We start from the raw sequence: 26,806 nt of genomic DNA on the forward strand, positions 1-26,806 counted from the left end.
TACGATAACCTACCAAGCAATTGCTAGGTAGGGAGCTCAGTGAACACACATCCGAGAACCACGCCGGCCGCCCTCGTCCGCTCTGCCGAGACCTGGCCCGACCGGCTCGCGATCGTCGACGGCGAGACCCGACTGACCTTCGCACAATTGCACGCACACGTGCGGGATTTCGCCGCGGCTCTGGTCGCTCGAGGCGTCGAACCTGGTGCGCGCGTCGCGATCTGGTCGCCCAACACGTATCACTGGGAAATCGCTGCTCTCGGTGTGCATTGGGCCGGTGGCATCGTCGTCCCCGTCAACACCCGTTACACCGCCGGTGAAGCAGCCGAGATCATCGAACGCGTCGACGCGTCCGCGCTCGTCATCGTGGGCGACTTCCTCGGCTCCGATCGCTACGCACAACTCCGCGCGGTCGCACCCGATCTCACCGTTCCCACAGTCGTGCGAGTCCCGGTCAGCGGGAACGACAATCCGGTCGACGGCGTCACCGACTGGGACGATTTCCTCGCCGGTGCCACCGACGCGTCGCGTACCGATGCCGACGCTCGCGCCGCGGCCGTCGAGCCCGACGATCTCTCCGACATCCTGTTCACTTCCGGCACCACCGGAAAGAGCAAGGGCGTACTCAGTGCGCACCGCCAGTGCATCGGAGTCGCGCAGGCGTGGTCCGAATGCGCCGAACTGACCGTCGACGACAACTACCTCGTCATCAATCCCTTCTTCCACACCTTCGGATACAAAGCCGGGATCGTCGCGGCGCTGCTCGCAGGGGCAACGGTCATCCCGCTCGCGGTCTTCGACGTCGAGAAGGTCATGACGATGGTCTCGGCCGAACGCATCAGCGTGCTACCGGGCGCACCGACGATCTACCAGAGCATCCTCGACCACCCGCGTCGCGGCGACTACGACCTGAGCAACTTGCGCATCGCGGTCACCGGCGCCGCACCGGTGCCGGTCTCGCTCGTCGAACGCATGCAGACCGAACTGAACTTCGACGCGGTGATCACCGCGTACGGCCAGACCGAGGCCGTGGTCGCCACGATGTGCCGCACCGACGACGACCCCGTCACCGTGTCGACTTCGTCCGGACGCGCGACCGCCGACTTCGAGGTGCGGATCGGCGACAAGGGCGAGATCCTGCTGCGCGGCCCGAACGTGATGCTCGGCTACCTCGACGATCCCGAGGCGACCGCCAAGACCATCGACTCCGACGGCTGGTTGCACACCGGCGACGTCGGCACACTCGACGAGCGCGGGTACCTCGACATCACCGACCGCCTCAAGGACATGTACATCAGCAACGGATTCAATGTGTACCCCGCCGAAATCGAGGCGTCGCTGCTGCGGATCCCCGGTGTCCACGAGGTCGCCGTCATCGGCGTGCCCGACGAACGGGCCGGAGAGGTCGGCTGCGCCTTCGTCGCCACCTTGGACGGAGCGAACCTGACCGAGGATCACGTTCTCGCCTACGCCAAAGAGAATCTGGCCAACTTCAAACGACCCCGGTCGGTGCGCTTCGTCGACCACCTTCCCCGGAATGCGTCCGGCAAGGTCCTGAAAAACGTTCTGCGTGAGGAGAAGTCATGACAGTCCCCTTCGAGCCCGACGTCGTCACCTATGAGGTACGTGACGGCATCGCGATCGTCACCCTCAACCGTCCGGACTACCGGAACGCCCAGAACTCGGTGATGACGTATGCCCTCGACGCGGCCTTCGAGAAGGCCGTCGAGGACGACGAGGTGAAGGTGATCGTACTCGCGGGCAACGGCAAGCACTTCTCCGCCGGCCACGACCTCGGCACCCCCGGTCGCGACCACCACGTGCACTACGACAACAAAGCCGTCATGTGGTGGGATCACGTCGACAAGCCGGGTGGCGACCAGCGGTACGCCCGCGAGATGGAGGTCTACCTCGGGATGTGCCGCCGCTGGCGGGAGATCCCCAAGCCGACCATCGCGATGGTCCAGGGGGCATGCATCGCCGGTGGACTCATGCTCGCGTGGGTGTGCGACCTCATCGTCGCCTCCGACGACGCCTTCTTCTCCGATCCCGTCGTGCGCATGGGCATTCCGGGTGTCGAGTACTTCGCACACCCGTGGATCCTCGGCACCCGGTTCGCCAAGGAGATCCTGTACACCGGCGACCGCTTCACCGCGCAGCGCGCATACGAGGTTGGCATGGTCAGCCGGGTCGTGACGCGCGACGATCTCGAATCCGAGACCCTCGCCCTCGCCGGACGTATCGCGGAGATGCCGCGATTCGGCCTGGCACTGACCAAGCGTGCCGTGAACCAGTGCGAGGACCAGATGGGTATGCGTAACGGCATGGACTCGGTCTTCGGGCTGCATCACTTCGCACACTCGTACAACGCGGAGGTCGGCACCGACTCCCTCGGCGGCATGGACGCCAAGTCGATGGCTGCCAGCGCTCGCCCGGCGAAGGAGAGCAAGTGATGGATCTGGAACTCGACTCCGCCACTGTCGCTTTCCGCGACGAGGTTCGGGCATTTCTCGCCGAGAACGTCCCGAAGACCCCACTGAAGTCGATGGACACCGCCGAGGGGTTCGAGGAGCACCGGGCCTGGGAGCGGCTGCTTGCCGATGCACGCCTATCCGTCGCCTCGTGGCCCGAATCGCTCGGCGGGCGCGACGCAACCCTCGAGCAGTGGGTGGTGTTCGAGGAGGAGTACTACCGCTCGGGTGCACCCGGCCGGGTGAGCCAGAACGGTATCTTCCTGCTCGCCCCCACCCTGTTCGAGCACGCGAAACCCGAACAGCTCGCACGCATCATGCCTCGCATGGCACGCGCCGACGACATCTGGGCCCAAGCCTGGTCGGAACCCGAATCGGGCAGCGACCTCGCATCACTGCGCTCGACCGCCACGAAGGTCGACGGCGGCTGGCTGCTCAACGGGCAGAAGACCTGGAGTTCGCGGGCATCGTTCGCCGACATGGGCTTCGGCCTGTTCCGGTCCGACCCCGAAGCCCAGCGCCACAAGGGCATCACGTATTTCATGTTCGACCTGCGCGCTGAGGGCGTCACCGTCCGGCCGATCGACCAACTCGACGGCGAACCCGGATTCGCAGAGATCTTCCTCGAGAACGTCTTCGTCCCCGACGACCCGTCGAATCCCGCCGAATCCGGCGTGATCGGTGAGGTCAACGCGGGATGGCGGGTCGCGATGAGCACCGCGTCGAACGAGCGTGGCCTGTCGCTGCGTGCGCCCGGACGGTTCCTCGCCACCACCGACCGTCTGCTGCAGCAGTACTCGCAGTCGCCGCTCCACGGCGACACCGCGCTTCGGAACAAGGTCGCCGACGCGTGGATCGGTGCACGCGCCTACGAACTGTCGACGTGGGGCACGGTCACCAGGCTCACGAACGGTGGCCAGCTGGGTGCCGAATCGTCGATCAACAAGGTGTTCTGGTCGGAATGGGACATCGCCGCACACGAAACCGCCCTCGACCTGCAGGGTGCGCACGCGGAGGTGGTCGACAACTGGACCGACGGCTACCTCTTCTCACTGTCGGGCCCGATTTACGCCGGCACCAACGAAATTCAGAAGAACGTCATCGCCGAGCGGTTGCTCGGCCTCCCGAAGGGTGACCGATGAGATTCGCACTCGATGAGTCCCACGAGGACTTCGCGTCGAGCATCGACGCACTCCTCACCAAGTCCGACATGCCCGCTGTCATCCGTGCATGGAACAGCGGAGACACCGCACCCGGCCTGACCGTGTGGCAGCGACTCGCAGAGACCGGCGTGAACGGCCTGCTCATTGCCGAGGAGCACGATGGTCTCGGTGCCGACGCCGTCGACCTCGTCGTGGCCATCGAACAGTTGGGCCGCCACGCGGTTCCGGGCCCGGTAGTCGAAACCGTCGCTGTCGTACCCGCGCTGCTTGCAGCGGTTGCTCCGGATCGTCTCGCGGCGCTGGCCTCCGGGACGCTCGCGACCGTCGCGGCAGCTCCGCACACGCCGTATGCGGTGGATGCCGATACAGCCGCGCTGCTCCTGCAGGTCGACGGCGAGTCGGTCTCGACGGCCACCGCGGGTGTGCAGCACGCGTCGGTGGACCTCGCGCGTCACCTGTTCGAGGTCTCGCCCGCCGACGTGCTCGGCTCGACTCGGTTCGACTCCGCGTTCGACCTCGGCGCACTCGCAACTGCCGCACAATTGCAGGGCCTCGGCCGCACCCTGCTCGACATGTCTGTCGACTACGTGCAGCAGCGTAAGCAGTTCGGCCGGGTCATCGGTTCGTTCCAGGCCATCAAGCATCACCTCGCCGACGTTGCCGTCGCATTGGAGATGGCACGTCCGCTTCTCCACGGTGCAGCGCTCGCGGTCCGCGATGGACTGCCCACCGCGTCGCGCGACGTGTCGGCGGCCAAGGTCGCATGCGGCGATGCCGCCTACCTCGCGGCACGTACGGCACTGCAGGTGCACGGCGCCATCGGATACACGCAGGAATACGATCTGTCGCTCTGGATCACGAAGACCCGCGCGCTCTTCACCGCGTGGGGCACACCCGATTTCCATCGCGAGCGCGTCGTCGCGGCACTCGAGAACGGGATCGCGTCGTGACATTCGAGACCGAAGATCGCGGCGCACTGCGGGAGTCGGTACGGAGCCTGCTCGCGAAGCACTCGGATTCCGCGGCCGTCCGCAAGGCGATCGCATCTTCCGACGGCTACGATGCGGATCTGTGGTCGCGGCTCGTGGAACAGGTCGGGGTTGCAGCACTCGCCATCCCTGAGGAGTACGACGGTGTAGGTGCGTCGTGGGCCGAAACCCATGTCGTGCTCGAAGAACTCGGCCGCACGCTGACTCCGTCCCCGTTCCTCGGATCGGCCGTACTGGCCGCACGGACGGTGCTGCTCTCGGGCGACACCGACGCCGCATCCAGGCTGCTGCCGGGCATCGCTGCCGGCGAGATCGTCGCGGTGTGCTGGGCATCGGAAGCGGGTTGGCACCGGCCGGGTGTGGTCGCCGACGGCGATCTGCTCACCGGCACAGCGCACTACGTCCTCGGCGGCGACATCGCGACCACACTGCTCGTGATCGCCACCGACGGTGACACCACGGCGCTGTTCGAGGTGGATCCGCAGACCGACGGCGTCGCGCGTCGCAGGGTTCCGACGATGGACCCGACCCGCTCACTGGCCGAGGTGTCGTTCTCCGCTGTCGCAGCCCGCCGATTGTCGTCGACCGACGACCTGGTGGAAAGGTTGCGAACTGCTGCGGTGATCGCGGTGTCGGCCGAACAGGTGGGCGCTGCCCAGGCGACGCTGGATCTGACGGTCGAGTACACGAAGAACCGTAAACAGTTCGGTCGTGTCATCGGGTCGTTCCAGGCACTCAAGCACCGTATGGCCGATATGTATGCGCTCGTCGAAACTGCGCGGTCCATGTCGTACGCGGCTGCGCTGTCGCAGGATCCGCAGGATGCCTACGCGGCCAAGATCTACTGTTCCGAGGCGTTCGAGCAGGTCACGGCCGAAGCGGTACAGCTGCACGGTGGCATCGCGATCACGTGGGAGCACGACGCACAGCTGTTCTTCAAGCGCGCGCACGGCACCTCGCAGTTGTTCGGGCAACCTCGCGAATATCTGGCCGCAATCTCTGCCTGACCGCGGATAGTCTCCCCGGGTGCCTCTCCTCGATTCGTCGACGCCCCCGCCCGATCGCCCCTGCCGCATCGTCGTGGCGGGGGCATCGGGGTCCGGGAAGACGACACTCGCGGCGAAGGTCGGCGATTCTCTCGGGATCGAGCACATCGAAATCGACGGGTTGCATCATGGGCCGAACTGGACGCCGCGGCCGTCGTTCGTCGCCGACGTGGAGGACTTCACCTCACAGCCGTATTGGGTAACCGAGTGGCAGTACACCGTGGTCCGTCCATTGCTTGCGGAGCGGGCCGATCTGATGATCTGGCTCGATCTACCTCGCCCCGTCGTGATGCGGCAGGTGATCCGCCGGACGCTGCGCCGGCGAATCCGGCGTGAGGTGTTGTGGAACGGCAACGTGGAACCGCCGTTCTACACACTTTTCACCCGACGCGAGAACATCATCCGGTGGTCGTGGTCGACGTACGGCTCGTACACGGGGCGTATCCGTGAGGTCCTCGAACGGCATCCCGATCTTCCCGTCGTGCGGCTGACGAGCCGACATGACATCGACGGGTGGACGGCCCGCCTTTAGGCTCGAACGTATGACGACTCCCGAAATCGCGCTGAACTCCGGAACCACCATCCCGCAGCTGGGCCTCGGAGTCTGGCAGGCCACCAACGATGAGACCGAGCACGCCGTCCGATTCGCAATCGACGAAGCCGGCTACCGGCACATCGACACCGCCGCCGCGTACGGCAACGAGGAGGGCGTGGGCCGCGCGCTCGCGGGCACCTCGGTTCCGCGCGAGGACATCTTCGTCACCACCAAGCTCTGGAACTCCGACCAGGGCTACGACGCTGCCCTGAAGGCCTTCGACACGAGCCTCACCAAATTGGGCACCGAGTATGTCGACCTGTACCTGATCCACTGGCCGCTACGCGACAACGATCGTCTGCTGCGCACGTGGGACGCCCTGGAGAAGATCGCCGAATCCGGCCGGGCGAAGGCCGTGGGTGTGTGCAACTTCGAACCGCACCACCTGCAGTTGCTCGTCGACCGCGGTGGGCTGCTGCCGGCCGTCGATCAGGTGGAGCTGCACCCGAACCTTCCTCAGCATGCGATCCGCTCCACGGCTGCAGAACACGGCATCGCGGTCGAGTCGTGGAGTCCGCTCGGCGGCACCAGCAACTCCGGCTGGGGGCCGAATTCGAAGCCCAACACCCTGCTCACCGACCCCGTCGTCGACCGGATCGCCGACCGTCACAGCAAGAGCGCTGCGCAGGTGCTGATTCGGTGGCATCTGCAGAACGGCTTGATCGTGATCCCGAAGTCGGTGCACGACGTGCGCATCGCCCAGAACATCGACGTGTTCGATTTCGAGCTGTCCGATCTCGATCTCAGCGAGATCGACACCCTCGACAACGGCAATCGTGTGGGTGCGCACCCGGACGAGATGAACGCCGGCGCACCGAAGTGAACACTACTGCCCTGTTCCCTTAATTTCTAGAACGTGTTCTCATTGCTGGTATGAGTGATGTTCACATGGTGCTGGGCACTCCCATCGAGATGCCTGTGCAGGTGCGCACGGCGACCGCGTTCATGGCCGTCTTCTCCGTCCCGGTCTCCCCCGCTCAGGCCCTGATCGACCACACCGGACTCGAGCTCCTGCAGTACCGACCCGGCCGTGGATTGTGCACGCTCGTGTTCGTCGACTACGTCGATGGCGACCTCGGACCCTACAACGAGTTCGGGGTCTGCTTCCTCGTCCGCGACCACGCCCGGCGCGGTGGCGGCGTGCCGCAGGATCTGCGCGACCTCGCAACCGGCGGCGCCGGCGCGCTGATCCACCAACTGCCGGTCGACGGCGAATTCACGCGCGCGGCGGGTCGCGGAATATGGGGCTTCCCGAAGATCCTCGCGGATTTCGACACCGACCACCGCAGCGACACCAAGCGAGGAACTGTGAGCTGCGACGGCGCGCTGATCGCAGAGCTGTCGGTGGCTCCTGGCCTGCCCGTGCCAGGAAAGGGTATCGCCGCGTCGCTGGCCGCTTACTCGCACCTCGACGGCGTCACTCGTCGCACCACGTGGGACATGAATCCCAGCGGCGTGCGCACCCGGATCGGCGGTGCGGCGCTGCGGCTGGGCACCCATCCGATCGCCGAGGAACTACGCCGCCTGGGTCTGCCGCGACGCGCACTGGTCACGTCGTCCATCCCCGACCTGAGAATGACCTTCGGCAGCGCCGAGACCGTTACTCCTGCCCCCCGAGACCCTGAGCCCTGAGCCGATCGACGGTGTCGTGCAAGTGCTCGCCGAGAAGCTTGCGCACCACGTCGGGTTCGGCGGTGCGGATCGCCTCGCGCAACGCGACATGCTCGTCGACCTGCACGTGCAGATCCGGATAGGTCGTGTGCAGCGCCCCGAGGCACATACGGGTTTCGACGAGTAGCGTGCGGGCCGACCGGATCAGCCGCGGGCTCGATGCACCGGCGACAAGGATCTCGTGGAACATCTGGTCGCCGTCGGAGACACCGGCGGCGTCGCCCCTGTCCGCAGCCACGCGCATCGCGTCGATCGCGGTCCCGAGATCCTGCCATGTCTGCTCACGGCGCCCGTCGAGCACGAGATCGAGTGCGCCACCCTCGATGACACGGCGATTGTTGTAGACGTCGACGACGTCGTCGAAGGTCAGTTCGGTGACGAAGATCCCCCGGTTACGGATGCTGTAGAGGAGCCCTTCGGACACGAGGCGCTGCATGGCTTCGCGCAACGGTCCGCGCGACACGGCGAAACGTGTCGCGAGTTCGGCCTCACCGAGTTGTGCGCCGGGTTCGATGGCGCCGCGGACGATGGCCGAACGCAGTTGATCAGCGATCAGTTCCGCCGTCGACGGTTGAGCCACGGGTTGCAGATCCCCGAGATCACCGAGCGCCATGATCGACACCTTCCTCGAACAGTGTGCCCAGTTCCGGGCGTCCTAGGTTATATCCCGCGAGCCGGAGGCCTTCCCACACCGTCACCTGATTGGCGGTGAGGACCGGCTTGCCGATGTGCGCTTCGATGTCGCGCAGAAAGCGCAGCGTGTGCATGGCGGTGTCGGGCACGAGGAGCACCTGCGCATCGGGGTGATCGTTGGCTGCAGCGAGGTCGAGCACCTCACGGGAGGTGAGGGTGCCTACCTGGGCTGCAGTCTCGATGCCCGCACCGGTGAACGAGATGACGTCGATCCCCGAACAGAACAGGAAGTCGACGAAAAGCTCGCTCACGTCGCGCGGGTAGCTTGCGGCGACCGCGACGCGGCGTGCGCCGAGGGCTCGCACTGCTTCGACGAACGCGAAGCTCGTGCTCGACACGGGGAGGCCACCGATGGCTGCCGAAAGCTGATCGACCTGGTTACGCGCGCCTTCCCATCCGTACACGAAACTCCCGGACGTGCAGGCCCAGACGACGGCATCGGGCTGCTCCGGGGTGAGCTTCGCTGCCCCAGCGGCGAGTTTCCCGGGGCTGCCGAGGTCGAGAAGTTCGGGCACCGCGTGCAGGTCGGTTCCGTAGATGTGTACGACCGGAATCCGGACTCCGAGAAGATCCGCGGCGAACGCGTAGTCGTCCTCGGCCGCATGGTCGGGGTAGATGATTCCGACCGTCGGACAACTGACCATCAGGCGACACCTTTCATCAGAAAACACCTCTCAACCACTGGCCGGGCCCTGTCATCGGCAGCCTCATCCTGCCGAGACACGCCCAGATCGTGAGCTGATTGGCCGTGAGCACCGGTTTGCCCAGTTCACGTTCCAGCGGTGCGATCAGGTCGTACGTCGGAAGGTTGGTGCAGCTGACGAAAACGGCCTGGGATTCGGGGGTATCGGCGCCGATGATGTGTTCGGCGATGGTGCGGTAGTTGACCTTCCAGATTCCGCCACCGAGCCCGAGGTGGTCGGAACGCAGAACCTCGGTTCCCGCTTCGGCAAGAAAATCGCTCAGGAGCAGCGTCAGCTCCTCGTCGTACGGGGTGAGCACCGAGATCCTGGTCAGGCTCAGTTCGCGGAGCGCTTCGAGCAGCGCCCCCGAGGTCGTCACCGCTTCTGGTGCCCCGGCCTCGCAGATCGCGTCGCACAGCGTCTTCTCGTACGCCACGCCTTTGACGAACGACCCGGAGCTGCAGAGGTAGGCGACCACCTCGGGCTCGACCTGCAGGATGTCGCGGGTCGCGGCCATCAGGTGGCGCCGATCGGAGACGAGTTCGGCCATCGCCCTGCTCACCGCGACGGGCTCGAAGGGTGTGCGCGCGAGGTGCAGGCTCACTTCGAGCGGGGTCCAGCGCCACAGTTCGCGTTCGAGCGCGAGGTCGAATGGTGCAATGATGCCGATGCCTCGCTGTGCGAGGGGTCCCTCGAATTCGGGGATGTTCAATTCCATAGGGCCCTCTGCTTCTACCCGAAGACACCACCGTACGAGGATTGTTGACAATAATACGATGTCCTCATACCGTGTCAAACGTGACAGCGAACCCGGTAGTAGCGGTACTGCATGCCGAGACAGTGCCCGACACGACGCTCCTGGCCCCGGTGGCCGAACACGCCGAGATCCGCTACACCGACAGCGACGGCCTCGCCACCGCCCTCGAGGGCGCCGACGTGCTGTTCGTCTACGACTTCCTCACCGATTCACTCGCCCGCGCATGGCATGCCGCCGAGACACTGCGCTGGGTCCACGTGGCCGCAGCGGGAGTGGATCCCATCATGTTCCCGGCACTGCGCGACAGCGATGTCACCGTCACCAACTCTCGCGGCGTATTCGATCAGCCGATCGCAGAATACGTTCTGGCGCAGATCCTCTCGTTCGCGAAAGATCTCCCGCAATCACTTCGGCTCCAGAGCGAGCACACGTGGCAGCACCGCGAATCCGAACGTATCGCCGGACGCACCGCTCTCGTCGTCGGCACCGGCCCCATCGGTCGCGCGATCGCACGCCTCCTCACCGCGGTCGCCATGGAGGTCCGAGGCTCCGGGCGACGCGCACGCGCCGACGACCCCGATTTCGGCACCGTCACCGCCACCGAAAACCTCACCGAGGCACTCGCAGACGCCGATTTCGTGGTCGTCGCTGCACCCTTGACCGAGCAGACACGTGACATGTTCGATGCCTCCATGTTCCGCGCGATGAAACCGAGCGCACGCTTCATCAACGTCGGACGCGGCGACCTCGTCCGCACCGACGACCTGGTTGACGCCCTGCGTTCCGGGGAGCTCGCAGGCGCCGCACTCGACGTCGTCGACACCGAACCGCTCCCGCCGGAACACGCACTGTGGGATATTCCGAATGTCATGATCACACCGCATAATTCCGGTGACTTCCGCGGATGGAGAGACGCGCTGGTCGACGTGTTCGTCGACAACTTCCAGCGGTGGCGTTCCAGCGGTGAGCTCGAGAACGTCGTCGACAAGCACCTCGGCTACGTGCCGAGCACCTGAGGCCTGACGCCGGGAGCAAGTCCGAACACCAGGGAGGCAACTCATGAAGCCCACCGACATGACCGCGGTCGAGCTGGTGACTGCCTACTCCGCGGGTGAGTTGTCCCCGGTCGAGGCCACTCGAGCAGTCCTCGACGACATCGCCGAGCACGATCGCGACATCAACGCGTTCTGCCTGGTCGACGAAGATCGAGCCCTGGAGCAGGCCCGCCGATCCGAGGAGCGCTGGCGCACCGGGTATGCAAAGGGACTGCTCGACGGGGTACCCATCTCGATCAAGGACATCTTCCTCACCAAGGACTGGCCGACGTTACGCGGCTCGCAGGCCGTCGACGCCGATCAAGCATGGGATGTCGACAGCCCCGTCACCGCACGACTTCGTGAGGACGGGATGGTGTTCGTCGGCAAGACCACGACACCGGAGATCGCGTGGAAGGCCGTGACAGACTCCGCGTTGTACGGGATCACCCGCAACCCTCACGACACGACGAAGACCGCGGGCGGATCGTCCGGCGGCAGTGCCGCCGCAGTTGCAGCCGGGTTCGGGCCATGTTCGGTGGGCACCGACGGAGGCGGAAGCATCCGCATCCCCGCGGCGTTCTGCGGTGTGGTCGGTTTCAAACCGACGCACGGGCGGATTCCGCTGTTCCCCGCCAGCCCGTTCGGTCCGCTTGCGCATGCCGGGCCCATCACCCGAACGGTGGAGGACGCGGCCTTGCTCACCGACATCCTGTCGCTACCCGACCCCCGTGACCCGACCGCGCTCGCACCTCCCGTCATGACATTCCGTGGCTCACTGGACCGAGCGGTCGTCGGTCTCGATGTCGCGTACTCGAAAACGCTCGGCTACGTCTCGGTCGACCCCGAGGTAGGCGACATCATCGACCGTGCCGTGCGTCGGCTCGCTGATGCCGGCCTCGCCGTCACCGAAGCCGATCCCGGATTCGGCGACCCGCTCGAAGCCTTCGAAGTGCTGTGGGCCTCCGGCGCCGCCGCGATGCTGAAGAACTTCCCCGACGGCGCACGCGACAAGGTCGATCCGGGCCTGGCCCGAGTGTGGGAGCGCGGCGAAACACTCAGCGCCGTAGAGTATCTCGATGCTCGTGCCGTCGCCGCCGCCGTGGGCATCACCATGGGCACGTTCCACACGACGCACAATGTGCTGCTGACTCCTGCGGTACCGATACCGGCGTTCGAGGCCGGCTACGACGTGCCACCCGGGTCGTCGGCAACCACCTGGCCGCAGTGGACGCCGTTCAGCTACCCGTTCAACCTCTCACAACAGCCGGCGATCAGTATTCCGGCAGGCACTACATCGGCCGGGCTTCCCGTCGGACTCCAGATCGTGGGGCCGCGGCACTCGGACGACCTGGTCCTCGCAGTCGCACGGTTCGCGGAATATGCACTGGCCGCCTGAAGGGTTCATGACGCGCTCGGCGACAAAGGTATTCGAGTTTCCCGTCCTGCACTCAACGCTGTGCGCGATGCATTACCACAGGGGCCACAGTCAGAGGTCCTGACCGACCCCGAATACTCTCACTTTCGCGATACCGGCTGGTACTGCGCGATGGCGTGGCGAGTGACCGGTGACGTGAAAAGATCGGCAAATACCTCGACACTGGCGTCGATTCCGGGCTGGAGGCCACTGTTGAGCCAGATCTCGAACAGTCGCTTCTGCGCGGCCAGGACCTCGCGGGTGCAGCTGGACAATCCCGTAACCAGATCAGCAGTCGCGTCTTCGAGTTCGTGAGGGGCGACGATCCTGTTCACGAAACCGTAGGGCGCGAGGTCTGCGACCGAGTACATATCCGCGGTGAGGATGATCTCCTTGGCCTTGGACAGACCCCCGTAGTGGTGGAGAAGCGCCGCATCGACAACCGATGGGATACCGAGCTTCACCTCGGGCAGCCCGAACTCGACCTCAGGGTGCGCGATCCGGAGGTCCGCGGCGAGAGCCATTTCGAATCCGGCACCGAGGCAGTATCCGTTGATCATTGCGATGACAGGAACCGGGGCGAGTCTGATTGCGCCGACACAGTCGCGGACCTGAGAAATGATGCGGTGTGCTGTTTCCGGCGTTGCGTCCGCGAAGGTCTCGACATGCATGCCGGCGGAGAACGATCGGTCTCCGGAGCCAGTAAGGACGATCGCCCTGATTTCCGGACCGATTGATTCGACCGCTCCGGTAATGACCGGGAGATCTTCGACCTGGAGTGCGTTGAGGATCTCAGGTCGATCGAGAGTGATGCGGCGGGTTCCATCCTTGTCTGTGATGAGTGGCTGTCCCATGAGGACTCCTCCTTCTGTCCGGCGCGAGGGTGGGGTCGAATCGTCGGCCGCCATCCGAACGCGTCCTGCACCGACGCGCGCATGGACTCGAGATCCACCGCTTCTCCAATCCCGACTGGATCGAGCTCACCTCGAGTGAAGCATCAAGACGAGGGGACGACAAAGATCAGGACGTGTTCGGTCGGATCACCGAAACCTATGACGACAGGCCACGATACAAAACTCGATTTCGCACATGCCCTCCATCGACTCAATCGTCCGTCACCGATTATGCTATGTTGCATATAATAATTCCGACGATGAGGATGGGCTGATGCCGCTACTCGAACTGACGTACCCGAAAGGCGCCCTGACCTCCGAGGCACGCACCGGACTGGTCACGAAGCTGACCGAGATCCTGATGCATTGGGAGAGCGTCCCCGACACGCCGTTCTTCCGCGCCGCCACCTGGGTGCAACTACACGAACGCCCGGACTGGGCCGTCAATCAGGGCGGACAACGTGCCGAGCAGCCCCTCTACCTACTTTCGGCAACCGTCCCCGAAGGCGCCCTGAGTCAGCGCCGAAAGGCGGGCATGATCACGGACGCGACAGCGGCAATCCGCGAGGCCGACGGCGGCGATCCCGATCCGTACCGAATCTGGGTACACATCCACGAGATCCCCGACGGCAACTGGGGCGCCGGGGGCCAACCCATAATGTTCGCTGAGCTTCGGGCGGCTGCTGCACAAGCCCGCGCAGACCGGAATGGGAGCATTACGACCGACTGACTCGCGCGACAACAGAGGATGGTAGTGACGTCATGGCCCGTGGAACACGCGACAAGATGGTGGCGAGCGCAACCGAGGTCCTGCGGGAACGCGGACTGACCGGTACATCCTTCGACCGCGTACTGGAGCACTCCGGAGCACCCCGAGGTTCCGTCCGCCACCACTTTCCCGGTGGGAAATCAGAGATGATCCAGGCCGCCGTCGACAGGGCGGGTAACGAAGTGACCGCTCGACTGTCGTCGGCAATCGATCGCGGGGCAACGGCGGCGCAGCTCGTCGAAGGTGTCTGCGACTACTTCGGGAAATGGTTGCTCCGCAGCGACTACCACGCTGGGTGTCCTGTCGCGGCAGTCGCACAGGAAGGATACGGCGACCCCGCGCTCCGGGACAGCACAGCCGCGGCCCTTGGCCGATGGGTCGACATTCTCGCCTCATCACTTCGCGACGAGGACCGGTCCACGGGAGACGCGGACGAACTCGCTGCCATGTGCGTCGCCGCCATTGAAGGCGCGATCATGATGGCACGGGTTCAGCGCTCCCTCACACCTCTCGAAGCCACCAGCAAACAGCTCCGAATACTACTCCACCGGTGAGCACGCGCTACCGCGTCTCATCGAAACTCGATGTAAGGCAATCAATATGACCGACAGCATGACCGAGGGGCGGCGCACTGCGGCCGCCCCCGACACCATCGACGGCTGCTTCAGACTCGACGCCACCGAATCGGCCTCGGACGGCACCATATGGGAGACCTTCACACCCTCTGAGCACTCCGGCAGCCCCTGGGGCCCCGGGATCCAGCACGGAGGCCCGGTGGCGGGTCTGATGGCCCGAGCGATGGAGCGATGTCAACCACGGGACCGAACCCGGATCTCTCGCGTTACCGTCGAGATCTTGGGACCGGTGCCGCTGTCCGATCTCAGAGTTCATGCATGGGTCGAGCGCCCCGGACGCAGAATCGAACTGGTTGCCGCCGAACTCCACTCGCGAAACTCCGACAACACATTCAGGCCCGTCGCCAAAGCCCGTGGGTGGCGACTCGTCAACACCGACACCCGAGAAGTTGCCCATCATGCCGATTCGGCCCTGCCCCCCACAGAGGACGGCGAGGCAGATGATCCCCGCTCGTTCCCTCTACCGGATTCCTGGCGGGTCGGATTCGTCAATGCCATCGATTGGCGCGTGGTCTCACCGATAGGAGTTCGCAATACCCCGACCTCGGCCTGGCTGCGGATGGCGAAGCCCCTCGTCGAAGGTGAGCCGACCAGCGACCTCACCCATGCGGTCGCACTCGCTGACCTCGCGAACGGGCTCGGCGCGCGTCTCGATCCCCATGAATGGACGTTTCTCAACACCGAGCTGTCCGTCCATCTGTTCGAGCCACCCCGAGGGTCATGGATCGGTCTCGAATGCGAAACCTCGATCGGACACGACGGAATAGCTATGAGCGCAGCCGTCATCCACACCCCCGCCGGACCCGTGGGACGCAGCACGCAGAACGTCCTGGTCGAGAAGCGTCCCGAGCGCGTGTAACCCCGCACCGCACCGGGCTTACAGCCTCAGCGGACCCAGCACCGACAAGAAGCGTGCACTGAATCTCTGGGACCACGCGCCCACATGCGCTAGCGGTACCCCAACCGTCGCGAAAGGCATACACCATGCGAGAACTCATATACACCGGACGCTGGACCGCCGAGTGGCGCGAAGCAGCAGATCCCAAAGTCGACGGCGCCGGTGAAGCGATCGTAGCTCCCATCGCGGCGACCACCTGCGACGTCGACTCTCAGATCCTCGCAGGCCGCGGCTTCATCGAACCACCCTTCGCGATCGGGCACGAATGCGTGGCGCAAGTGATCGACGTCGGAGACGAGGTCACCACGGTCCTGCCCGGCGACATCGTCGTCGTACCCTGGTCGATCAGCTGTGGCACATGCGACCGCTGCCGATCCGGACTCCACGCGCACTGCGCGAACGTACCTCACATGGCGATGTACGGCGCCCCGCTCGGTGGGTCATGGGGTGGGCTCTTCTCCGACCTCGTGAAGGTCCCCTACGCCGACGCCATGCTCGTCCCGCTGCCGCAGGGCCTCGACCCCATTGCGATGGCCTCCGCCAGCGACAACTGGTCCCTCGCCTGGCGACTCGTCGCTCCGCACGTCAGCTCCCGCCCGGACATGTCGGTCCTGGTCATTGCGCGTGGAAGCATCGGCCTCTATGTCTGCGACATAGCCAGAGCACTGGGCGTCGGGGACGTATTGTATGTCGACCCCGACGAAGGGCACCGAGCACTTGCCGAACAGTTCGGCGCGCGTACGCTTGCCGAGACCGCACCGATTCATCAAGGCTTCGATCTCGCCGTCGAGGCCACGGGACGGGTGGACCAGCTCGCGCTCGCGGCACAGTCCCTCAAGCCTGAAGGCTTCTGCGAGAGCGCCGGCAATCACTTCCAGCCCGGTGAACTTCCGTTGATCAACATGTATCTCAACAGCATGACGATGCGCATAGGACGGGACAACGTCCGATCCAACATTCCCGCGGCCCTCGAGCTGGCCGCAACCGGCAAGGTCGACCCCCGTGCCGTGGTCTCCCACGTCTTCGACTGGGAGGAACTTCCCGATCAATTGACCGAGCGGCACTCGAAGCCCGTCTTCGTTCGCAACCCGGATTCCGGCTCATAGGCCGGGCAGCGAGCATACGACCAGGTGGGTGTTCGGCGGCGACCCGGGGCGCTCGCTACGGAGTTTGCCCCGCTCACCTCGCTCGGGCGAAGGTCAGCGTCTCCCCCACCACCCCCTGTATCCACAGGTCGTTACATGCCACCGCGAGCTCGGGTAACCCGTCCTCGATGGCCGCGAACACGTTTCCCGGCACCCACCCGACGTCACCGTTGATCAGCAGGTTGTTGCGGCCATAGAACAGCGCCAGGTCGGTGGCGCCCTGCTCGTGGTGGGCCTCCGATCCCGGTTCGTACCCGTACGCGGGGTTGCCGATCTCCCACGGCTCGAAATCGAACAGGCACACATCACCGGGAATCGGTGTCACCGTAGGATTTTCACGATGCGGCGCGGTCGTGATTCGCGGGACGAGCGTATACAGCTCGTTGCGTGCGTATTTCGCGTGGAACGCGGCGCCGCTCTGCGGTAAGGCGTTCCACACCGCCTCGCATGTCAGCGGCGCCTCTGCGTCGAGGAGTCGTGCGCGGCAGGAGATGCCACGCTTGTCGAGCGTGATCGTGATGAAGCGGGCCACGGAACCTCCTGGACGCGATCAGACTTCGGCGAGCACCTCGGACCAGATGCCGAGGGCGTCCTCGACCTGCTCGGAGGTGACGATGAGCGGCGGAATCATCCGCACGACGTTCATGTATGCCCCGCAGGTCAGGAGCAACAGTCCCTTGCTCGACGCGAGTTTCTGTGCAGCCGCGGCGCGTTCGCGATCGGGAACCCCCTCGCCAGTGACGAACTCACTGCCCACCAGCAAACCGAGTCCCCGCACATCGCCTACTGCGTCGGTGGCACGTGAACGTGCCCCTTCGAGCAGTTCGGTGCCGCGTGCCGCGGCATTGTCGACGAGGCCTTCCTTCTCGATGACCTCGAGAGTGGCGATTGCGGCGGCGCACGCTACAGCGTTGGCGCCGTAGGTCCCGCCCTGGGATCCGGGCCATGCTTTGGCCATGAGCTCTTCGGATGCCGCGATACCGGACAGGGGGAACCCGCTGGCGAGGCCCTTCGCGATTGTGATCACGTCGGGCCGGGTGTCGAAGTGCTGGTGCCCGAAGAACTTTCCGGTGCGCCCGAATCCGGTCTGGATCTCGTCGAAGACGAGAAGGATGCCGTGCCGGTCGGCACGCTCACGCAGGCCTTGGAAGAAGCGGGTGTTGCCCGGAACGTAACCACCTTCGCCGAGAACGGGTTCGACGATGAACGCCGCGGTTTCGGCCGGTGAGGTGACCGTCGCGAAGAGGTAGTCGAGTTCTTTCAGCGCGAAATCGGTGGCTTGCTCCTCGGTCCATCCGTAGCGGTACGCGTTGGGGAACGGCGCGATGTGCACGCCACCCATCAGGGGGCTGAACCCCGCGGAGAATCGTGTACCGGAGGTGGTCATCGACGCGGCGGCGACGGTGCGGCCGTGGAATCCACCGTGGAACACGATCACGTTGGGACGTCCGGTGGCCTGGCGGGCCAGGCGCAGCGCGGCCTCGACCGCCTCACTCCCCGAGTTCGCGAAGAACAGCGAGTCGAGACCTTCGGGCAGGACGGCGCCGAGCCGTTCGGTGAGTTCGAGCAGGGGTTTGTGCATGACGGTCGTGTACTGGCCGTGGATCAGCGAGCCGATCTGTCGCTGTGCCGCTTCTACGACGTGCGGATGGCAGTGACCGGTGCTGGTGACACCGATTCCCGCTGTGAAGTCGAGGTATCTGCGTCCGTCGGTGCCGTAGATGTAGCTGCCGGCGGCGTGGTCGACGGTGACGGGCGTGGCTTGCTGAAGCAGTGGAGACAGTCGAGTCATGACAACCCTCCCGGGTTCGGCGACCGAGTTCGAATCCCAATCCTATTGTTGGATTGTTGACAATATGCATAACATGGGCGGAGACCGAAGGCAACGGACGAAAGGCATGCCATGCCCGATCAGGCGGTCACTCGGAACGACAAGCTCAGCCCTAACGAAGACGCAGCCATCCGCACGGTCCCGACGGGCCTCTTCATAGACGGTCGATGGCAGGACGCCGACCGCACGATGCCCGTCGTCGACCCGTCCACCGAACGGGAGTTGTGCTCGGTCGCCGACGCGAGCCCCGCCGACGGGATGCGCGCCCTCGACGCCGCGGCAGCCGCGCAGGATTCGTGGGCGCAGACGTCACCGCGTGAACGCTCGACGATCCTCGCGGACGCGTATCGGCTCATGATCGAGAATGTCGATCGGCTCGCGCTGATCATGACGCTCGAGATGGGTAAGCCCCTTGCCGAGGCACGCGGCGAGGTGAGCTACGCGGCCGAGTTCTTCCGCTGGTTCGCCGAGGAGGCCGTCCGCATCGACGGCGGCTACATGCAGGCGCCCGCGGGCGGATCGAGATTCTTCGTGACCCGACAGCCGGTGGGCCCGACTCTGCTCATCACTCCGTGGAATTTCCCGATGGCGATGGGCACCCGCAAGATCGGCCCGGCCATCGCTGCCGGTTGCACGAGCGTGATCAAGCCGGCGTCGCAGACACCGCTGTCGATACTCGCCCTCGCCGACCTGCTCAGCGAGGCGGGACTTCCGGCCGGGGTCGTCAACGTCGTCACCACGTCGCAGTCCGATGACGTGATGGCGCCGCTGATCCTCGATCCGCGCTCACGCAAGCTGTCGTTCACGGGGTCGACCGGAGTCGGCAAACACCTGCTCGAACTGTGTGCGCGCACCGTCATGCGCACCTCGATGGAACTCGGCGGCAACGCGCCGTTCCTCGTCTTCGACGATGCGGATCTCGACTCCGCGGTCGACGGCGCGATGGCCGCGAAGATGCGCAACATCGGACAGGCCTGCACTGCCGCGAACCGTATCCTCGTCCAGCGCGGTGTCGCCGAGGAATTCACGAAGCGCCTCACCGAGCGTATGTCCGAACTGCCGATGGGCCGAGGTGTCGAGGACGGGGTGGTCGTCGGGCCGCTCATCAACCGCGCCGCCGTCGACAAGGTCAGCGAGCTCATCGACGACGCCGTTGCCCGCGGCGCGACCGTCGCCCTCGGCGGTACCCCCGTCGACGGACTCGGATACTTCTATCCGGCATCGGTGCTCACCGACGTCGCCGACGACGCGCAGATGTGCCACACCGAGATCTTCGGCCCGGTCGCGGCGATCAGTACTTTCGAGACCGAGGACGAAGCGATCCGACGTGCCAACGACACCCCGTTCGGGCTCGTGTCCTATGTCTACACCGAGAATCTGCGACGAGGGCTACGCGTGTGCGAAGCGCTCGAAGCCGGCATGGTGGGATTGAATCAGGGCGTGGTCTCCAACCCTGCCGCACCGTTCGGCGGGATCAAGGAGTCCGGTCTCGGGCGCGAAGGCGGCTTCACCGGAATCGACGAGTTCCTCGAAACCAAGTACATCGGTGTGGCGCTGTAACCGTACGGAACTGCGGTCGTTCGGCGCACACGAGGAGCTGCTCCCTGGCAGGATCGCTCCATGCCGGCCACGACGGTGGCGCGCGTCCGCGCCGAGTTGAATACCCACCCGGTGGGCCGCGCCCTCGAGCGCATTCTGGTGGGGCTCGGGCGCATCGAACTCGTCGACCGCTCGATGACGCTCGCTGCGCAGCTGTTCACCTCGGTTCTGCCCGTCATCATGGCCGCGTCGCTCCTCGTCGACACGTCCACAATTCGGGAGACCCTGCTCGCTCCGTTCGGAGTCGATCCCGATGCGCTCGTCCAGGACGGATTCGAGGTGACGTCGGAAGCGGCGGCGTTCGGCGCGGTGGGGCTGTTGATGGTCCTCATCAGTGGCACATCGTTCGCGCGTGCGCTCGGCAGGGTGTACGGCAAGATCTGGGATACGCCCGTGTTGCGCCTGTCCCATGCGTGGCGGTGGTGTGCGGTCCTGTTGCTGGTGGCGACCTCCGCGCTGGTCACCGGACTGATCCACCAACTCGGGTCACCGATCATCGCGCTGATCGCTCAGTGGTGCATGTGGGTCGGTGTCTGGACGACGTGCCCCACACTGCTCACGGCAGGCCTCGTTCCCACTCGAGTGCTGGTCGCCACCGGCCTTCTCACAGCAACACTGCTGACCGCTGTCAGCGTCGGAGGACGAATCGCACTGCCCCATGTCACCGCCAGTTCCGAAGCGCATTTCGGGACACTCGGGATCGTCTTCACCATCGTCGGGTATCTGTTCGTCGTCGCTATCGCGCTCGTTGCGTCACCGGTGATCGTCCAAGCGCTGATCGGCGACAACGACTCCGGAGATGTCGAGGCCGATCCATACTGAGTCGGTGTCCTTGTCCGGGATCACCGACCCTGTGCTGGATCTACCGCTGACCACGAGTGCAGCGGCGATCGTCTTCACCGCGGCTGCGGTCGTCGGGCTCGGCGTACTCGCCGCCAGGCGAACCAGGCAGTGGCTCGTCCTCCTACCTGTGCTCGGGTCATGTGCGCTGGTGGTCACGGTGGCGGCCGCAGTTGTGGTCGAGAAGCTGTGGCGGCCGTTTCCCGATCCCCTCCCGACGACGGTTTACGTGTGGTCGGGGATTGCGATTCTCGCTCTCACCCTCCTCGTGGGCCGTCTGCTGGCCCGCGATCGGGCCCGGCGCCATCTTCCCGTGGCGTGCGGGTTGATCGCGGCATGGCTGGTCGTCACGCTGGCCGCCGCAGGTCATATCAACGCCGTGTACGACGCGTACCCGACCGTCCGCGCGGCCTTGGGTGTGAACAGTTTCCGCACCGTATCGTTCGACTCGCTGGAGCCGGCCAGGACGGTCCCGAGCGACACGTGGACGCCACCGCCTCGCCTACCGACGAGCGGCGCGGTGATCACCGCTCCGATACCGGGCGCGACCTCGGGGTTCGAAGCCCGCGCGGCGCACCTCTACCTTCCGCCCGCCTATTTCTCCGACCCCCGTCCGGAGCTACCGGTTCTGGTGCTGTTGGCAGGACTACCCGGCAGTACCGAGGACTGGCTCATCGGCGGCCGGCTCACCCAGACCATGGATGCGTTTGCCTCCGAACACAGCGGACTCGCACCGATCGTGGTGCTCGCCGACGGCACCGGAAGCCAATTCGCCAATCCCTTGTGCGTCGACTCACATCTCGGCAACGTCGCGACCTATCTGTCTGTGGACGTGCCCGCGTGGGTGCGCAACAACCTTCAGGTGGACACCGATCCGAGGGCATGGGCCATCGGTGGCCTGTCGTACGGGGGCACCTGCGCGCTGCAGATGGCGACGCTGCGGCCGGATGCCTACCCCACGTTCCTCGACATGTCGGGGCAGGGTGAGCCTACGCTCGGCGACCGCACCCGCACGGTCGACGAGGTGTTCGGTGGTGACGAAGCCGCCTTCGAGCGCATGAATCCCGCCGACCTGCTGGCCCATGAACGCTTCCCGGAGTCGGCTGGTGCATTCGTCGTCGGAAGTGACGACAGCGAATTCCGTTCCGGCATCGAACAACTCAAAGCCGCCGCGCAGGCTGCGGGTATGGATGTCCATCTCACCGAACTACCCGGCGGGCACAGTTTCGAGGCGTGGTCGGCCGGACTGGAGAAGGAGTTGCCGTGGCTCGGTCAGCGACTCGGCCTGACACACCCGTGACACACGTTCGACCGGTTGTCGCGCGCTACACGTCGATACTGCGAAGCGCTCCTGTCTCGCTCACGCTGCTTGCTGGACTCTGGATTCTCGGCGCGGTCACGGGAAGCATCCTGCGCGGCCCGTCGCGAGGTCTCGCCCACGACGTCTCGCTCGGAGTGTCGAGCTTCTCGGACGGGCATGTGTGGGTGCTCTGGACATCCGGGTTGTTCGCGTCGAGGCTCGCGGATTACCTTCTCGTCACCGCCGCCGTCCTGGCAGTTGCCGTTCCGGTCGAGAATCTCTGCGGTAGCAGGCGGTTCGCGATCGGCGCGGCCGTCACTCAGGGCGTGGGTGCAGCCGCAGCACTGGCGGTAGCACAGCTAGTCTCCACGTTTCCGAACTCGTGGGGAATCGCTCTCCACGGCCATCTGATCGAAGATCCACTTCCCTGGATCATCGGCACGCTCCTGACTGCCACCGCGGCGATGTCGACACTGTGGCGACGACGAATCCGCATGGTCGTGCTCGTCTTCCTGATCACCACCACGCTGTTTGCCGGTCACCTGCAAGACCTGACGCGCCTCGGCGCTGCTGTTGCCGGGTTGGTGCTGGGCCCCCTCCTCTTCCGGGGTCGTCCGCACGTCGCAACACTCGGCGGCACGATCAGAGAACAACGCACACTCGTCGCTCTCGTGGTCGCGGCCAGTGTGCTCGGCCCTGCGCTCGCCGCCTTCTCGCCACACGCCATCGGTCCGCTGTCGGCCCTGCGTGAGTTGTTCGGCCAGGTCCCCTACACGGCGCGCGAACTCGTGGACGTGTGTGACGATCCGGCTCTGGCCGACGAGTGCCGCAAAGGGCACCAGGCCCTCCGACTCTCGGGGTTCGGTCCGCTGGTCGCGAATCTGCTGCCCGCTGCGGTGTTGCTGGTGGGCGCGGAGGGTCTGCGGCGTGGACGCCGCGCCGCGTGGTTGCTCACGGTATGGGGACACCTCGCACTCATCGCTGCAGCGACGGCGAGTGCCGTGGTCCGAGCGACCGAGACGCGTTCGCTGGTGTACGGATATCACCGGCACGGATCGTTGTACCAGGAACTGGCGCCGTTGTCTGTGCTTCTCGCGGTCCTCGTGGTGCTTCTGGCGACGCACCGGTTGTTCCAGGTGCGTGCGCCACGCGGAACCTACCGGCGCGTGTGGCTCGGTACTGCCGCCGTGACCGCGGCGGCACTGGTCGTCTACGTAGCAGCAGGATCGCTTCTCGCCGGGAGCTTCGATCGCGACCCCGGTCCGGTGACGCTGCTACGCGACTTTCCTCGCCGGCTCGTACCGCCGGTGTATCTGCAGCTGTTCGACCCGCCGATATTGCCTGCGACGATTCCCGCGACGGTGCTGTTCGAATGGGTGGGAATCGTGGTCTGGGTCGTCTTCGCCGTGTTGATGTTCCGTAGCTTCACGATTCCCGCGCTCGGGCACTCCGCTACCGACGAACAGCGGGTTCGTGCCCTGTTGCGATCACCAGGAGGCGAATCGCTGTCATGGATGATCACGTGGCCCGGCAACAGCTATTGGTTCAGTGACGACGGTGCCCACACAGTCGCGTATCGGGTTCACTCGGGTATCGCCCTGACCACAGGGGACCCCGTTGGCGATCCGTCGACACGCGCCGACGCCGTCGATGCGTTTGCTTCGTACTGTCTACGTAACGGATGGACGCCGTGCTTCTATTCGGTCGGCGAAGATCTCGCAGTCGTTGCGCGCAACCACGGCTGGAGTTGTGTGCAGGTCGCCGAGGAAACCCTCCTCGACCTGCCGGAGCTCGCGTTCAAGGGCAAGAAGTTCCAGGACGTACGGACCTCTTTGAATCGCGCGACCAAACAGGGCATCGAGGCCCGCTGGACCACATTCTCCGAAGCTCCCCTGTCGGTGGTTTCACAGATCGTCGAGATCTCGGAAGAGTGGGTCTCCGACAAGGGGCTTCCCGAAATGGGTTTCACACTCGGAGGGCTGGAGGAACTGAAGGACCCGGAGATCCGCCTGCTGGTGGCACTCGACACCGACGGCCATATGCACGGTGTCACCTCGTGGATGCCGGTGTTCCGCGACGGCAGGCTCGTGGGGCTCACACTCGATTTCATGCGACGGCATTCCGACGGGTTTCCGCCGGTGATGGAGTTCCTCATCGCGTCGGCTGCGCTGTCTGCCCGCGAGGACGGGCTCGAGTTCCTCAGTCTGTCCGGTGCCCCGCTCGCCAGTGCGGCGGACGAGTCCGGTGGCGATGAGCGGGGTGCACTCGACGACCTCCTGAACCTGCTCGGTCAGGTTCTCGAGCCCGTGTACGGGTTCCGGTCGCTCCTGTCGTTCAAAGCCAAGTTCCAGCCCCGCCATCGCCCCATGTACATGGTGTTTCCCGACTCCACGGCATTGCCGCGGATCGGGCTCGCGGTCGGCCACGCGTACCTGCCGAACATGTCGTTCGAGCAGGGACGGCAGCTCATGTCACGGATATTGCAACGCTGACCGCAGTCGCCGAACGGCGTTCGACCGTTGCGAGAACAGCATTCTCAGGCGCAATCCAGGCAGATGTTCTCTTCCTGATCCGACATGCGATTGCGATGCTGAACGAGAAAGCAACGCGTGCAGGTGAATTCGTCTGCCTGGCGAGGAACGACGCGGACGGTCAGTTCCTCACCGGAGAGATCCGCACCGGGAAGCTCGAACGATTCGGCGGTGTCGGCTTCCTCGACGTCCGCCACCGCCGCCTGTGCGGTGTTGCGGCCGGGCCCCAAAATGTCGAGCGGTTCATCATTGTTCTGTTCGACCCTGGGGCGGTCGTAGTCGGTTGCCATGGGCTCCTCCCATTCATGCACGATTGGCGGCTGTACCTGGTCTTGGTTGACCGATGGTAGAGCACAACACGCTCGGGGGAGGATTTATGCCCGATCACATGGTGATTTCACAATCGTCCGCTGCCGCCAGAGCAATCCCCCGCCCGACGCCCTGGCCGCCTCCGGTGATCAGCGCCACTCGCCCTCTCAGTCCCGGCATACCGATCCCCTTGCCGACGCCGCGAGTTCGTCGACGCCTGTGATAACCGCACTGTCGGCTCCACGGGCAGAATCAACAGCTCCGAACGCCGACGCGGGGTCCAGGACACAGTGCGTACGCCCGTACACGGTGTACATACATCGATTGCAGTGTGTGCAGTACGTCTGCTTGGACCGGTCTGTTCGAATCGCCTCCACCAGATTCGGCTCACGAAGCAGAGCCCGCCCCATCGCGACGAAGTCGAATCCCTCAGCCATCCCAGTGGACATGTGGTCGAAGTCGGTGATGCCACCCAACAGGATCAGCTTGGTGTTCTTCATCAACGGAACGAACTGTCGCGCGGATTCGAGCATGTAGAGGTCGTGATAGGGGAACTCTCCAAGGATCTTCTTTCCCAAGAGCAGGACACCGGTCTTCCACGGCTGCGGCATCACAGCAGCGAAGTCGTCCACCGGGACGTCCCCGCGGAACAGGAACATCTGACGCACCACCGACGACCCCTGGGTCAACTCGAGTGCATCCAGGGTGCCGTCCGCATCGAGCAACTGTGCGGTCCGCAGCGATTCCGACACACCGATTCCACCGCGAATTCCGTCGTCCATGCTGATCTTGGCCGTGACAGCGATGGCGTTACCGACTCGCGTACGCACTGCATCCGCGATCTCCCGGACGAATCGGGATCGGTTGTCGATGTCGCCACCGTATTCATCGCGACGTCGATTGAACAGAGGACTCAGAAACGAGCTGGGTAGATAGTTGTGACCGAAGTGCAGTTCGACGGCGTCGAAGCCGGAGTCGACGGCGATTGCTGCCGCGTCAGCGAAACGCTGTACGACGTCGGTTATTTCACGGCGTGAGATCGCCCGGCAGTACTCCAGCGCGGTCGGGTTGACCATCCTGCTCGGCGCCACCGCGGTGACCCCGGTGATCTTCTTGGATGCGACCGGACCGGCGTGTCCGAGTTGGGCCGAGATCGCGGCGCCTTCGGCGTGGACGGCCTCGGTCAGGCGCTGTAGGCCCGGCACCGCATTCCGTGTCATGAGGATCTGGCCGGGCGCACTGGCGCCCTCCGAACTCACGCAGCAGTAGGCCACCGTTGTCAGGCCCACGCCTCCTCGGGCGTACGCGACATGGAAGTCGATCAGATCCTGCGTGACGAGGCCGTCGGGAGACCGCCCCTCGGACGTGGCCGCCTTGATGATCCTGTTGCGCAGCTGTATCGGCCCCAGCTGTGCTGGGTCGAAGGGGTCCGGCGGGGTAATCGAGGGCATACATTGAACCTTTCGTCGTGACAAGGCTCACCATGTATGCCGCGGGCCACCCGCGACAGAGTGCTCCCGCCCAATGGAAGCGGCGA

26 protein-coding genes are annotated in these 26,806 nt (G+C 65.1%); 18 read left to right on the forward strand and 8 right to left on the reverse strand.

Annotated features, from left to right (window positions below; translation table 11 throughout):
• Nucleotides 1-39: 39 nt before the first annotated feature.
• The 8 genes from MWU77_RS19490 (at nucleotide 40) to MWU77_RS19525 (ending at nucleotide 7,896) form a co-directional block, all read left to right on the forward strand.
• A complete protein-coding gene (locus MWU77_RS19490) occupies nucleotides 40-1,587 on the forward strand; it encodes a FadD3 family acyl-CoA ligase (RefSeq protein WP_169688132.1) in 1,548 nt (515 codons plus the stop codon).
• On the forward strand, nucleotides 1,584-2,453 hold the full coding sequence (locus MWU77_RS19495) for an enoyl-CoA hydratase (RefSeq protein WP_169688131.1): 870 nt from the start codon (nucleotides 1,584-1,586) through the stop codon (nucleotides 2,451-2,453). Before MWU77_RS19490 ends, MWU77_RS19495 begins: the two co-directional genes overlap by 4 nt.
• Entirely contained in the window at nucleotides 2,453-3,613 is a 1,161-nt protein-coding gene (locus MWU77_RS19500) for an acyl-CoA dehydrogenase family protein (protein ID WP_247274546.1), read from the forward strand. The genes MWU77_RS19495 and MWU77_RS19500 overlap by 1 nt, the downstream gene beginning before the upstream one ends.
• Nucleotides 3,610-4,584, forward strand: coding sequence for an acyl-CoA dehydrogenase family protein (locus MWU77_RS19505; protein WP_247274547.1), 975 nt, complete (start codon nucleotides 3,610-3,612; stop codon nucleotides 4,582-4,584). The genes MWU77_RS19500 and MWU77_RS19505 overlap by 4 nt, the downstream gene beginning before the upstream one ends.
• Nucleotides 4,581-5,630, forward strand: coding sequence for an acyl-CoA dehydrogenase family protein (locus MWU77_RS19510; RefSeq protein WP_247274548.1), 1,050 nt, complete (start codon nucleotides 4,581-4,583; stop codon nucleotides 5,628-5,630). Before MWU77_RS19505 ends, MWU77_RS19510 begins: the two co-directional genes overlap by 4 nt.
• Before the next feature lie 19 nt (nucleotides 5,631-5,649).
• Nucleotides 5,650-6,201 (forward strand): zeta toxin family protein, encoded by a 552-nt coding sequence (locus MWU77_RS19515; RefSeq protein WP_247274549.1) that lies wholly within the window; start codon nucleotides 5,650-5,652, stop codon nucleotides 6,199-6,201.
• 10 nt (nucleotides 6,202-6,211) lie between these two features.
• Nucleotides 6,212-7,087: an aldo/keto reductase gene (locus MWU77_RS19520; RefSeq protein WP_247274550.1), complete on the forward strand. Its 876-nt coding sequence runs from the start codon at nucleotides 6,212-6,214 to the stop codon at nucleotides 7,085-7,087.
• A 65-nt stretch (nucleotides 7,088-7,152) separates the two neighbouring features.
• On the forward strand, nucleotides 7,153-7,896 hold the full coding sequence (locus MWU77_RS19525) for an acetoacetate decarboxylase family protein (RefSeq protein WP_374229932.1): 744 nt from the start codon (nucleotides 7,153-7,155) through the stop codon (nucleotides 7,894-7,896).
• Here MWU77_RS19525 and MWU77_RS19530 read toward each other — a convergent pair.
• Genes MWU77_RS19530 through MWU77_RS19540 form a run of 3 tightly spaced genes read right to left on the reverse strand, consistent with a single transcriptional unit; the run spans nucleotide 7,865 to nucleotide 10,029 of the window.
• On the reverse strand, nucleotides 7,865-8,548 hold the full coding sequence (locus tag MWU77_RS19530) for a GntR family transcriptional regulator (protein ID WP_247274552.1): 684 nt from the start codon (nucleotides 8,546-8,548) through the stop codon (nucleotides 7,865-7,867). The two genes, MWU77_RS19525 and MWU77_RS19530, sit on opposite strands and share 32 nt — an antisense overlap.
• Nucleotides 8,535-9,272 carry a maleate cis-trans isomerase gene (locus tag MWU77_RS19535; RefSeq protein WP_247274553.1) on the reverse strand — a complete coding sequence of 246 codons (738 nt, stop codon included), beginning with the start codon at nucleotides 9,270-9,272 and terminating at the stop codon, nucleotides 8,535-8,537. The genes MWU77_RS19530 and MWU77_RS19535 overlap by 14 nt, the downstream gene beginning before the upstream one ends.
• Before the next feature lie 16 nt (nucleotides 9,273-9,288).
• The gene (locus MWU77_RS19540; RefSeq protein WP_247274554.1) at nucleotides 9,289-10,029 is read right to left on the reverse strand and encodes an Asp/Glu/hydantoin racemase; all 741 of its coding nucleotides are present in this window, start codon (nucleotides 10,027-10,029) and stop codon (nucleotides 9,289-9,291) included.
• A gap of 80 nt (nucleotides 10,030-10,109) precedes the next feature.
• Between MWU77_RS19540 and MWU77_RS19545 the strand changes: the two genes are divergently transcribed.
• Nucleotides 10,110-11,084 carry a D-2-hydroxyacid dehydrogenase gene (locus MWU77_RS19545; RefSeq protein WP_247274555.1) on the forward strand — a complete coding sequence of 325 codons (975 nt, stop codon included), beginning with the start codon at nucleotides 10,110-10,112 and terminating at the stop codon, nucleotides 11,082-11,084.
• A 43-nt stretch (nucleotides 11,085-11,127) separates the two neighbouring features.
• Nucleotides 11,128-12,501, forward strand: coding sequence for an amidase (locus MWU77_RS19550; RefSeq protein ID WP_247274556.1), 1,374 nt, complete (start codon nucleotides 11,128-11,130; stop codon nucleotides 12,499-12,501).
• Nucleotides 12,502-12,620: 119 nt separating this feature from the next.
• Here the strand turns inward: MWU77_RS19550 and MWU77_RS19555 are convergent, their stop codons facing one another.
• On the reverse strand, nucleotides 12,621-13,373 hold the full coding sequence (locus MWU77_RS19555; protein WP_169688120.1) for an enoyl-CoA hydratase/isomerase family protein: 753 nt from the start codon (nucleotides 13,371-13,373) through the stop codon (nucleotides 12,621-12,623).
• Between the two features lie 313 nt (nucleotides 13,374-13,686).
• Between MWU77_RS19555 and MWU77_RS19560 the strand changes: the two genes are divergently transcribed.
• The 4 genes from MWU77_RS19560 to MWU77_RS19575 all read left to right on the forward strand — a co-directional run bounded on the left by MWU77_RS19560 (nucleotide 13,687) and on the right by MWU77_RS19575 (nucleotide 16,820).
• Entirely contained in the window at nucleotides 13,687-14,142 is a 456-nt protein-coding gene (locus MWU77_RS19560; RefSeq protein WP_169688119.1) for a tautomerase family protein, read from the forward strand.
• Between the two features lie 32 nt (nucleotides 14,143-14,174).
• Entirely contained in the window at nucleotides 14,175-14,735 is a 561-nt protein-coding gene (locus MWU77_RS19565) for a TetR/AcrR family transcriptional regulator (RefSeq protein WP_169688118.1), read from the forward strand.
• A 46-nt stretch (nucleotides 14,736-14,781) separates the two neighbouring features.
• Complete coding sequence (locus MWU77_RS19570; RefSeq protein WP_247274557.1) at nucleotides 14,782-15,675, forward strand: thioesterase family protein; 894 nt, start codon at nucleotides 14,782-14,784, stop codon at nucleotides 15,673-15,675.
• Between the two features lie 125 nt (nucleotides 15,676-15,800).
• Nucleotides 15,801-16,820: a zinc-binding dehydrogenase gene (locus tag MWU77_RS19575; RefSeq protein ID WP_247274558.1), complete on the forward strand. Its 1,020-nt coding sequence runs from the start codon at nucleotides 15,801-15,803 to the stop codon at nucleotides 16,818-16,820.
• 73 nt (nucleotides 16,821-16,893) lie between these two features.
• Here the strand turns inward: MWU77_RS19575 and MWU77_RS19580 are convergent, their stop codons facing one another.
• Nucleotides 16,894-17,391, reverse strand: a complete 498-nt coding sequence (locus MWU77_RS19580) for a DUF3830 family protein (protein ID WP_169688115.1) — start codon at nucleotides 17,389-17,391, stop codon at nucleotides 16,894-16,896.
• Between the two features lie 18 nt (nucleotides 17,392-17,409).
• Nucleotides 17,410-18,651: an aspartate aminotransferase family protein gene (locus tag MWU77_RS19585; protein ID WP_169688114.1), complete on the reverse strand. Its 1,242-nt coding sequence runs from the start codon at nucleotides 18,649-18,651 to the stop codon at nucleotides 17,410-17,412.
• A 111-nt stretch (nucleotides 18,652-18,762) separates the two neighbouring features.
• On the opposite strand from MWU77_RS19585, the gene MWU77_RS19590 reads away from it, so the two are divergent.
• From MWU77_RS19590 to MWU77_RS19605, 4 genes are read left to right on the forward strand one after another with little or no spacing between them, the layout of a single operon-like run.
• A complete protein-coding gene (locus MWU77_RS19590) occupies nucleotides 18,763-20,250 on the forward strand; it encodes an NAD-dependent succinate-semialdehyde dehydrogenase (protein WP_247274559.1) in 1,488 nt (495 codons plus the stop codon).
• A 60-nt stretch (nucleotides 20,251-20,310) separates the two neighbouring features.
• On the forward strand, nucleotides 20,311-21,111 hold the full coding sequence (locus MWU77_RS19595; protein ID WP_169688112.1) for a hypothetical protein: 801 nt from the start codon (nucleotides 20,311-20,313) through the stop codon (nucleotides 21,109-21,111).
• A 4-nt stretch (nucleotides 21,112-21,115) separates the two neighbouring features.
• Nucleotides 21,116-22,429, forward strand: coding sequence for an alpha/beta hydrolase family protein (locus tag MWU77_RS19600; protein ID WP_247274560.1), 1,314 nt, complete (start codon nucleotides 21,116-21,118; stop codon nucleotides 22,427-22,429).
• Nucleotides 22,426-24,921, forward strand: coding sequence for a bifunctional lysylphosphatidylglycerol flippase/synthetase MprF (locus MWU77_RS19605; protein ID WP_247274561.1), 2,496 nt, complete (start codon nucleotides 22,426-22,428; stop codon nucleotides 24,919-24,921). The genes MWU77_RS19600 and MWU77_RS19605 overlap by 4 nt, the downstream gene beginning before the upstream one ends.
• 44 nt (nucleotides 24,922-24,965) lie before the next feature.
• Here MWU77_RS19605 and MWU77_RS19610 read toward each other — a convergent pair whose 3' ends face one another.
• Nucleotides 24,966-25,250: a DUF4193 domain-containing protein gene (locus MWU77_RS19610; protein ID WP_169688110.1), complete on the reverse strand. Its 285-nt coding sequence runs from the start codon at nucleotides 25,248-25,250 to the stop codon at nucleotides 24,966-24,968.
• A gap of 186 nt (nucleotides 25,251-25,436) precedes the next feature.
• Nucleotides 25,437-26,720 carry an NADH:flavin oxidoreductase gene (locus tag MWU77_RS19615; RefSeq protein ID WP_247274562.1) on the reverse strand — a complete coding sequence of 428 codons (1,284 nt, stop codon included), beginning with the start codon at nucleotides 26,718-26,720 and terminating at the stop codon, nucleotides 25,437-25,439.
• Nucleotides 26,721-26,806 lie beyond the last annotated feature (86 nt).

It is taken from the genome of Rhodococcus sp. F64268 (assembly GCF_023015605.1).
Taxonomy (GTDB): domain Bacteria; phylum Actinomycetota; class Actinomycetes; order Mycobacteriales; family Mycobacteriaceae; genus Rhodococcus.

Excerpts from the sequence above, each read along its gene's own strand:
- MWU77_RS19535 (WP_247274553.1), bottom strand. The coding sequence starts at position 9,272 with ATGGTCAGTTGTCCGACGGTCGGAATCATCTACCCCGACCATGCGGCC.
- MWU77_RS19520 (WP_247274550.1), top strand. The coding sequence starts at position 6,212 with ATGACGACTCCCGAAATCGCGCTGAACTCCGGAACCACCATCCCGCAG.
- MWU77_RS19555 (WP_169688120.1), bottom strand. The coding sequence starts at position 13,373 with ATGGGACAGCCACTCATCACAGACAAGGATGGAACCCGCCGCATCACT.
- MWU77_RS19550 (WP_247274556.1), top strand. The coding sequence starts at position 11,128 with ATGAAGCCCACCGACATGACCGCGGTCGAGCTGGTGACTGCCTACTCC.
- MWU77_RS19530 (WP_247274552.1), bottom strand. The coding sequence starts at position 8,548 with ATGGCGCTCGGTGATCTCGGGGATCTGCAACCCGTGGCTCAACCGTCG.
- MWU77_RS19525 (WP_374229932.1), top strand. The coding sequence starts at position 7,153 with ATGGTGCTGGGCACTCCCATCGAGATGCCTGTGCAGGTGCGCACGGCG.
- MWU77_RS19595 (WP_169688112.1), top strand. The coding sequence starts at position 20,311 with ATGCCGGCCACGACGGTGGCGCGCGTCCGCGCCGAGTTGAATACCCAC.
- MWU77_RS19565 (WP_169688118.1), top strand. The coding sequence starts at position 14,175 with ATGGCCCGTGGAACACGCGACAAGATGGTGGCGAGCGCAACCGAGGTC.
- MWU77_RS19590 (WP_247274559.1), top strand. The coding sequence starts at position 18,763 with ATGCCCGATCAGGCGGTCACTCGGAACGACAAGCTCAGCCCTAACGAA.
- MWU77_RS19610 (WP_169688110.1), bottom strand. The coding sequence starts at position 25,250 with ATGGCAACCGACTACGACCGCCCCAGGGTCGAACAGAACAATGATGAA.
- MWU77_RS19575 (WP_247274558.1), top strand. The coding sequence starts at position 15,801 with ATGCGAGAACTCATATACACCGGACGCTGGACCGCCGAGTGGCGCGAA.
- MWU77_RS19560 (WP_169688119.1), top strand. The coding sequence starts at position 13,687 with ATGCCGCTACTCGAACTGACGTACCCGAAAGGCGCCCTGACCTCCGAG.
- MWU77_RS19505 (WP_247274547.1), top strand. The coding sequence starts at position 3,610 with ATGAGATTCGCACTCGATGAGTCCCACGAGGACTTCGCGTCGAGCATC.
- MWU77_RS19570 (WP_247274557.1), top strand. The coding sequence starts at position 14,782 with ATGACCGACAGCATGACCGAGGGGCGGCGCACTGCGGCCGCCCCCGAC.
- MWU77_RS19585 (WP_169688114.1), bottom strand. The coding sequence starts at position 18,651 with ATGACTCGACTGTCTCCACTGCTTCAGCAAGCCACGCCCGTCACCGTC.
- MWU77_RS19495 (WP_169688131.1), top strand. The coding sequence starts at position 1,584 with ATGACAGTCCCCTTCGAGCCCGACGTCGTCACCTATGAGGTACGTGAC.
- MWU77_RS19540 (WP_247274554.1), bottom strand. The coding sequence starts at position 10,029 with ATGGAATTGAACATCCCCGAATTCGAGGGACCCCTCGCACAGCGAGGC.
- MWU77_RS19615 (WP_247274562.1), bottom strand. The coding sequence starts at position 26,720 with ATGCCCTCGATTACCCCGCCGGACCCCTTCGACCCAGCACAGCTGGGG.
- MWU77_RS19500 (WP_247274546.1), top strand. The coding sequence starts at position 2,453 with ATGGATCTGGAACTCGACTCCGCCACTGTCGCTTTCCGCGACGAGGTT.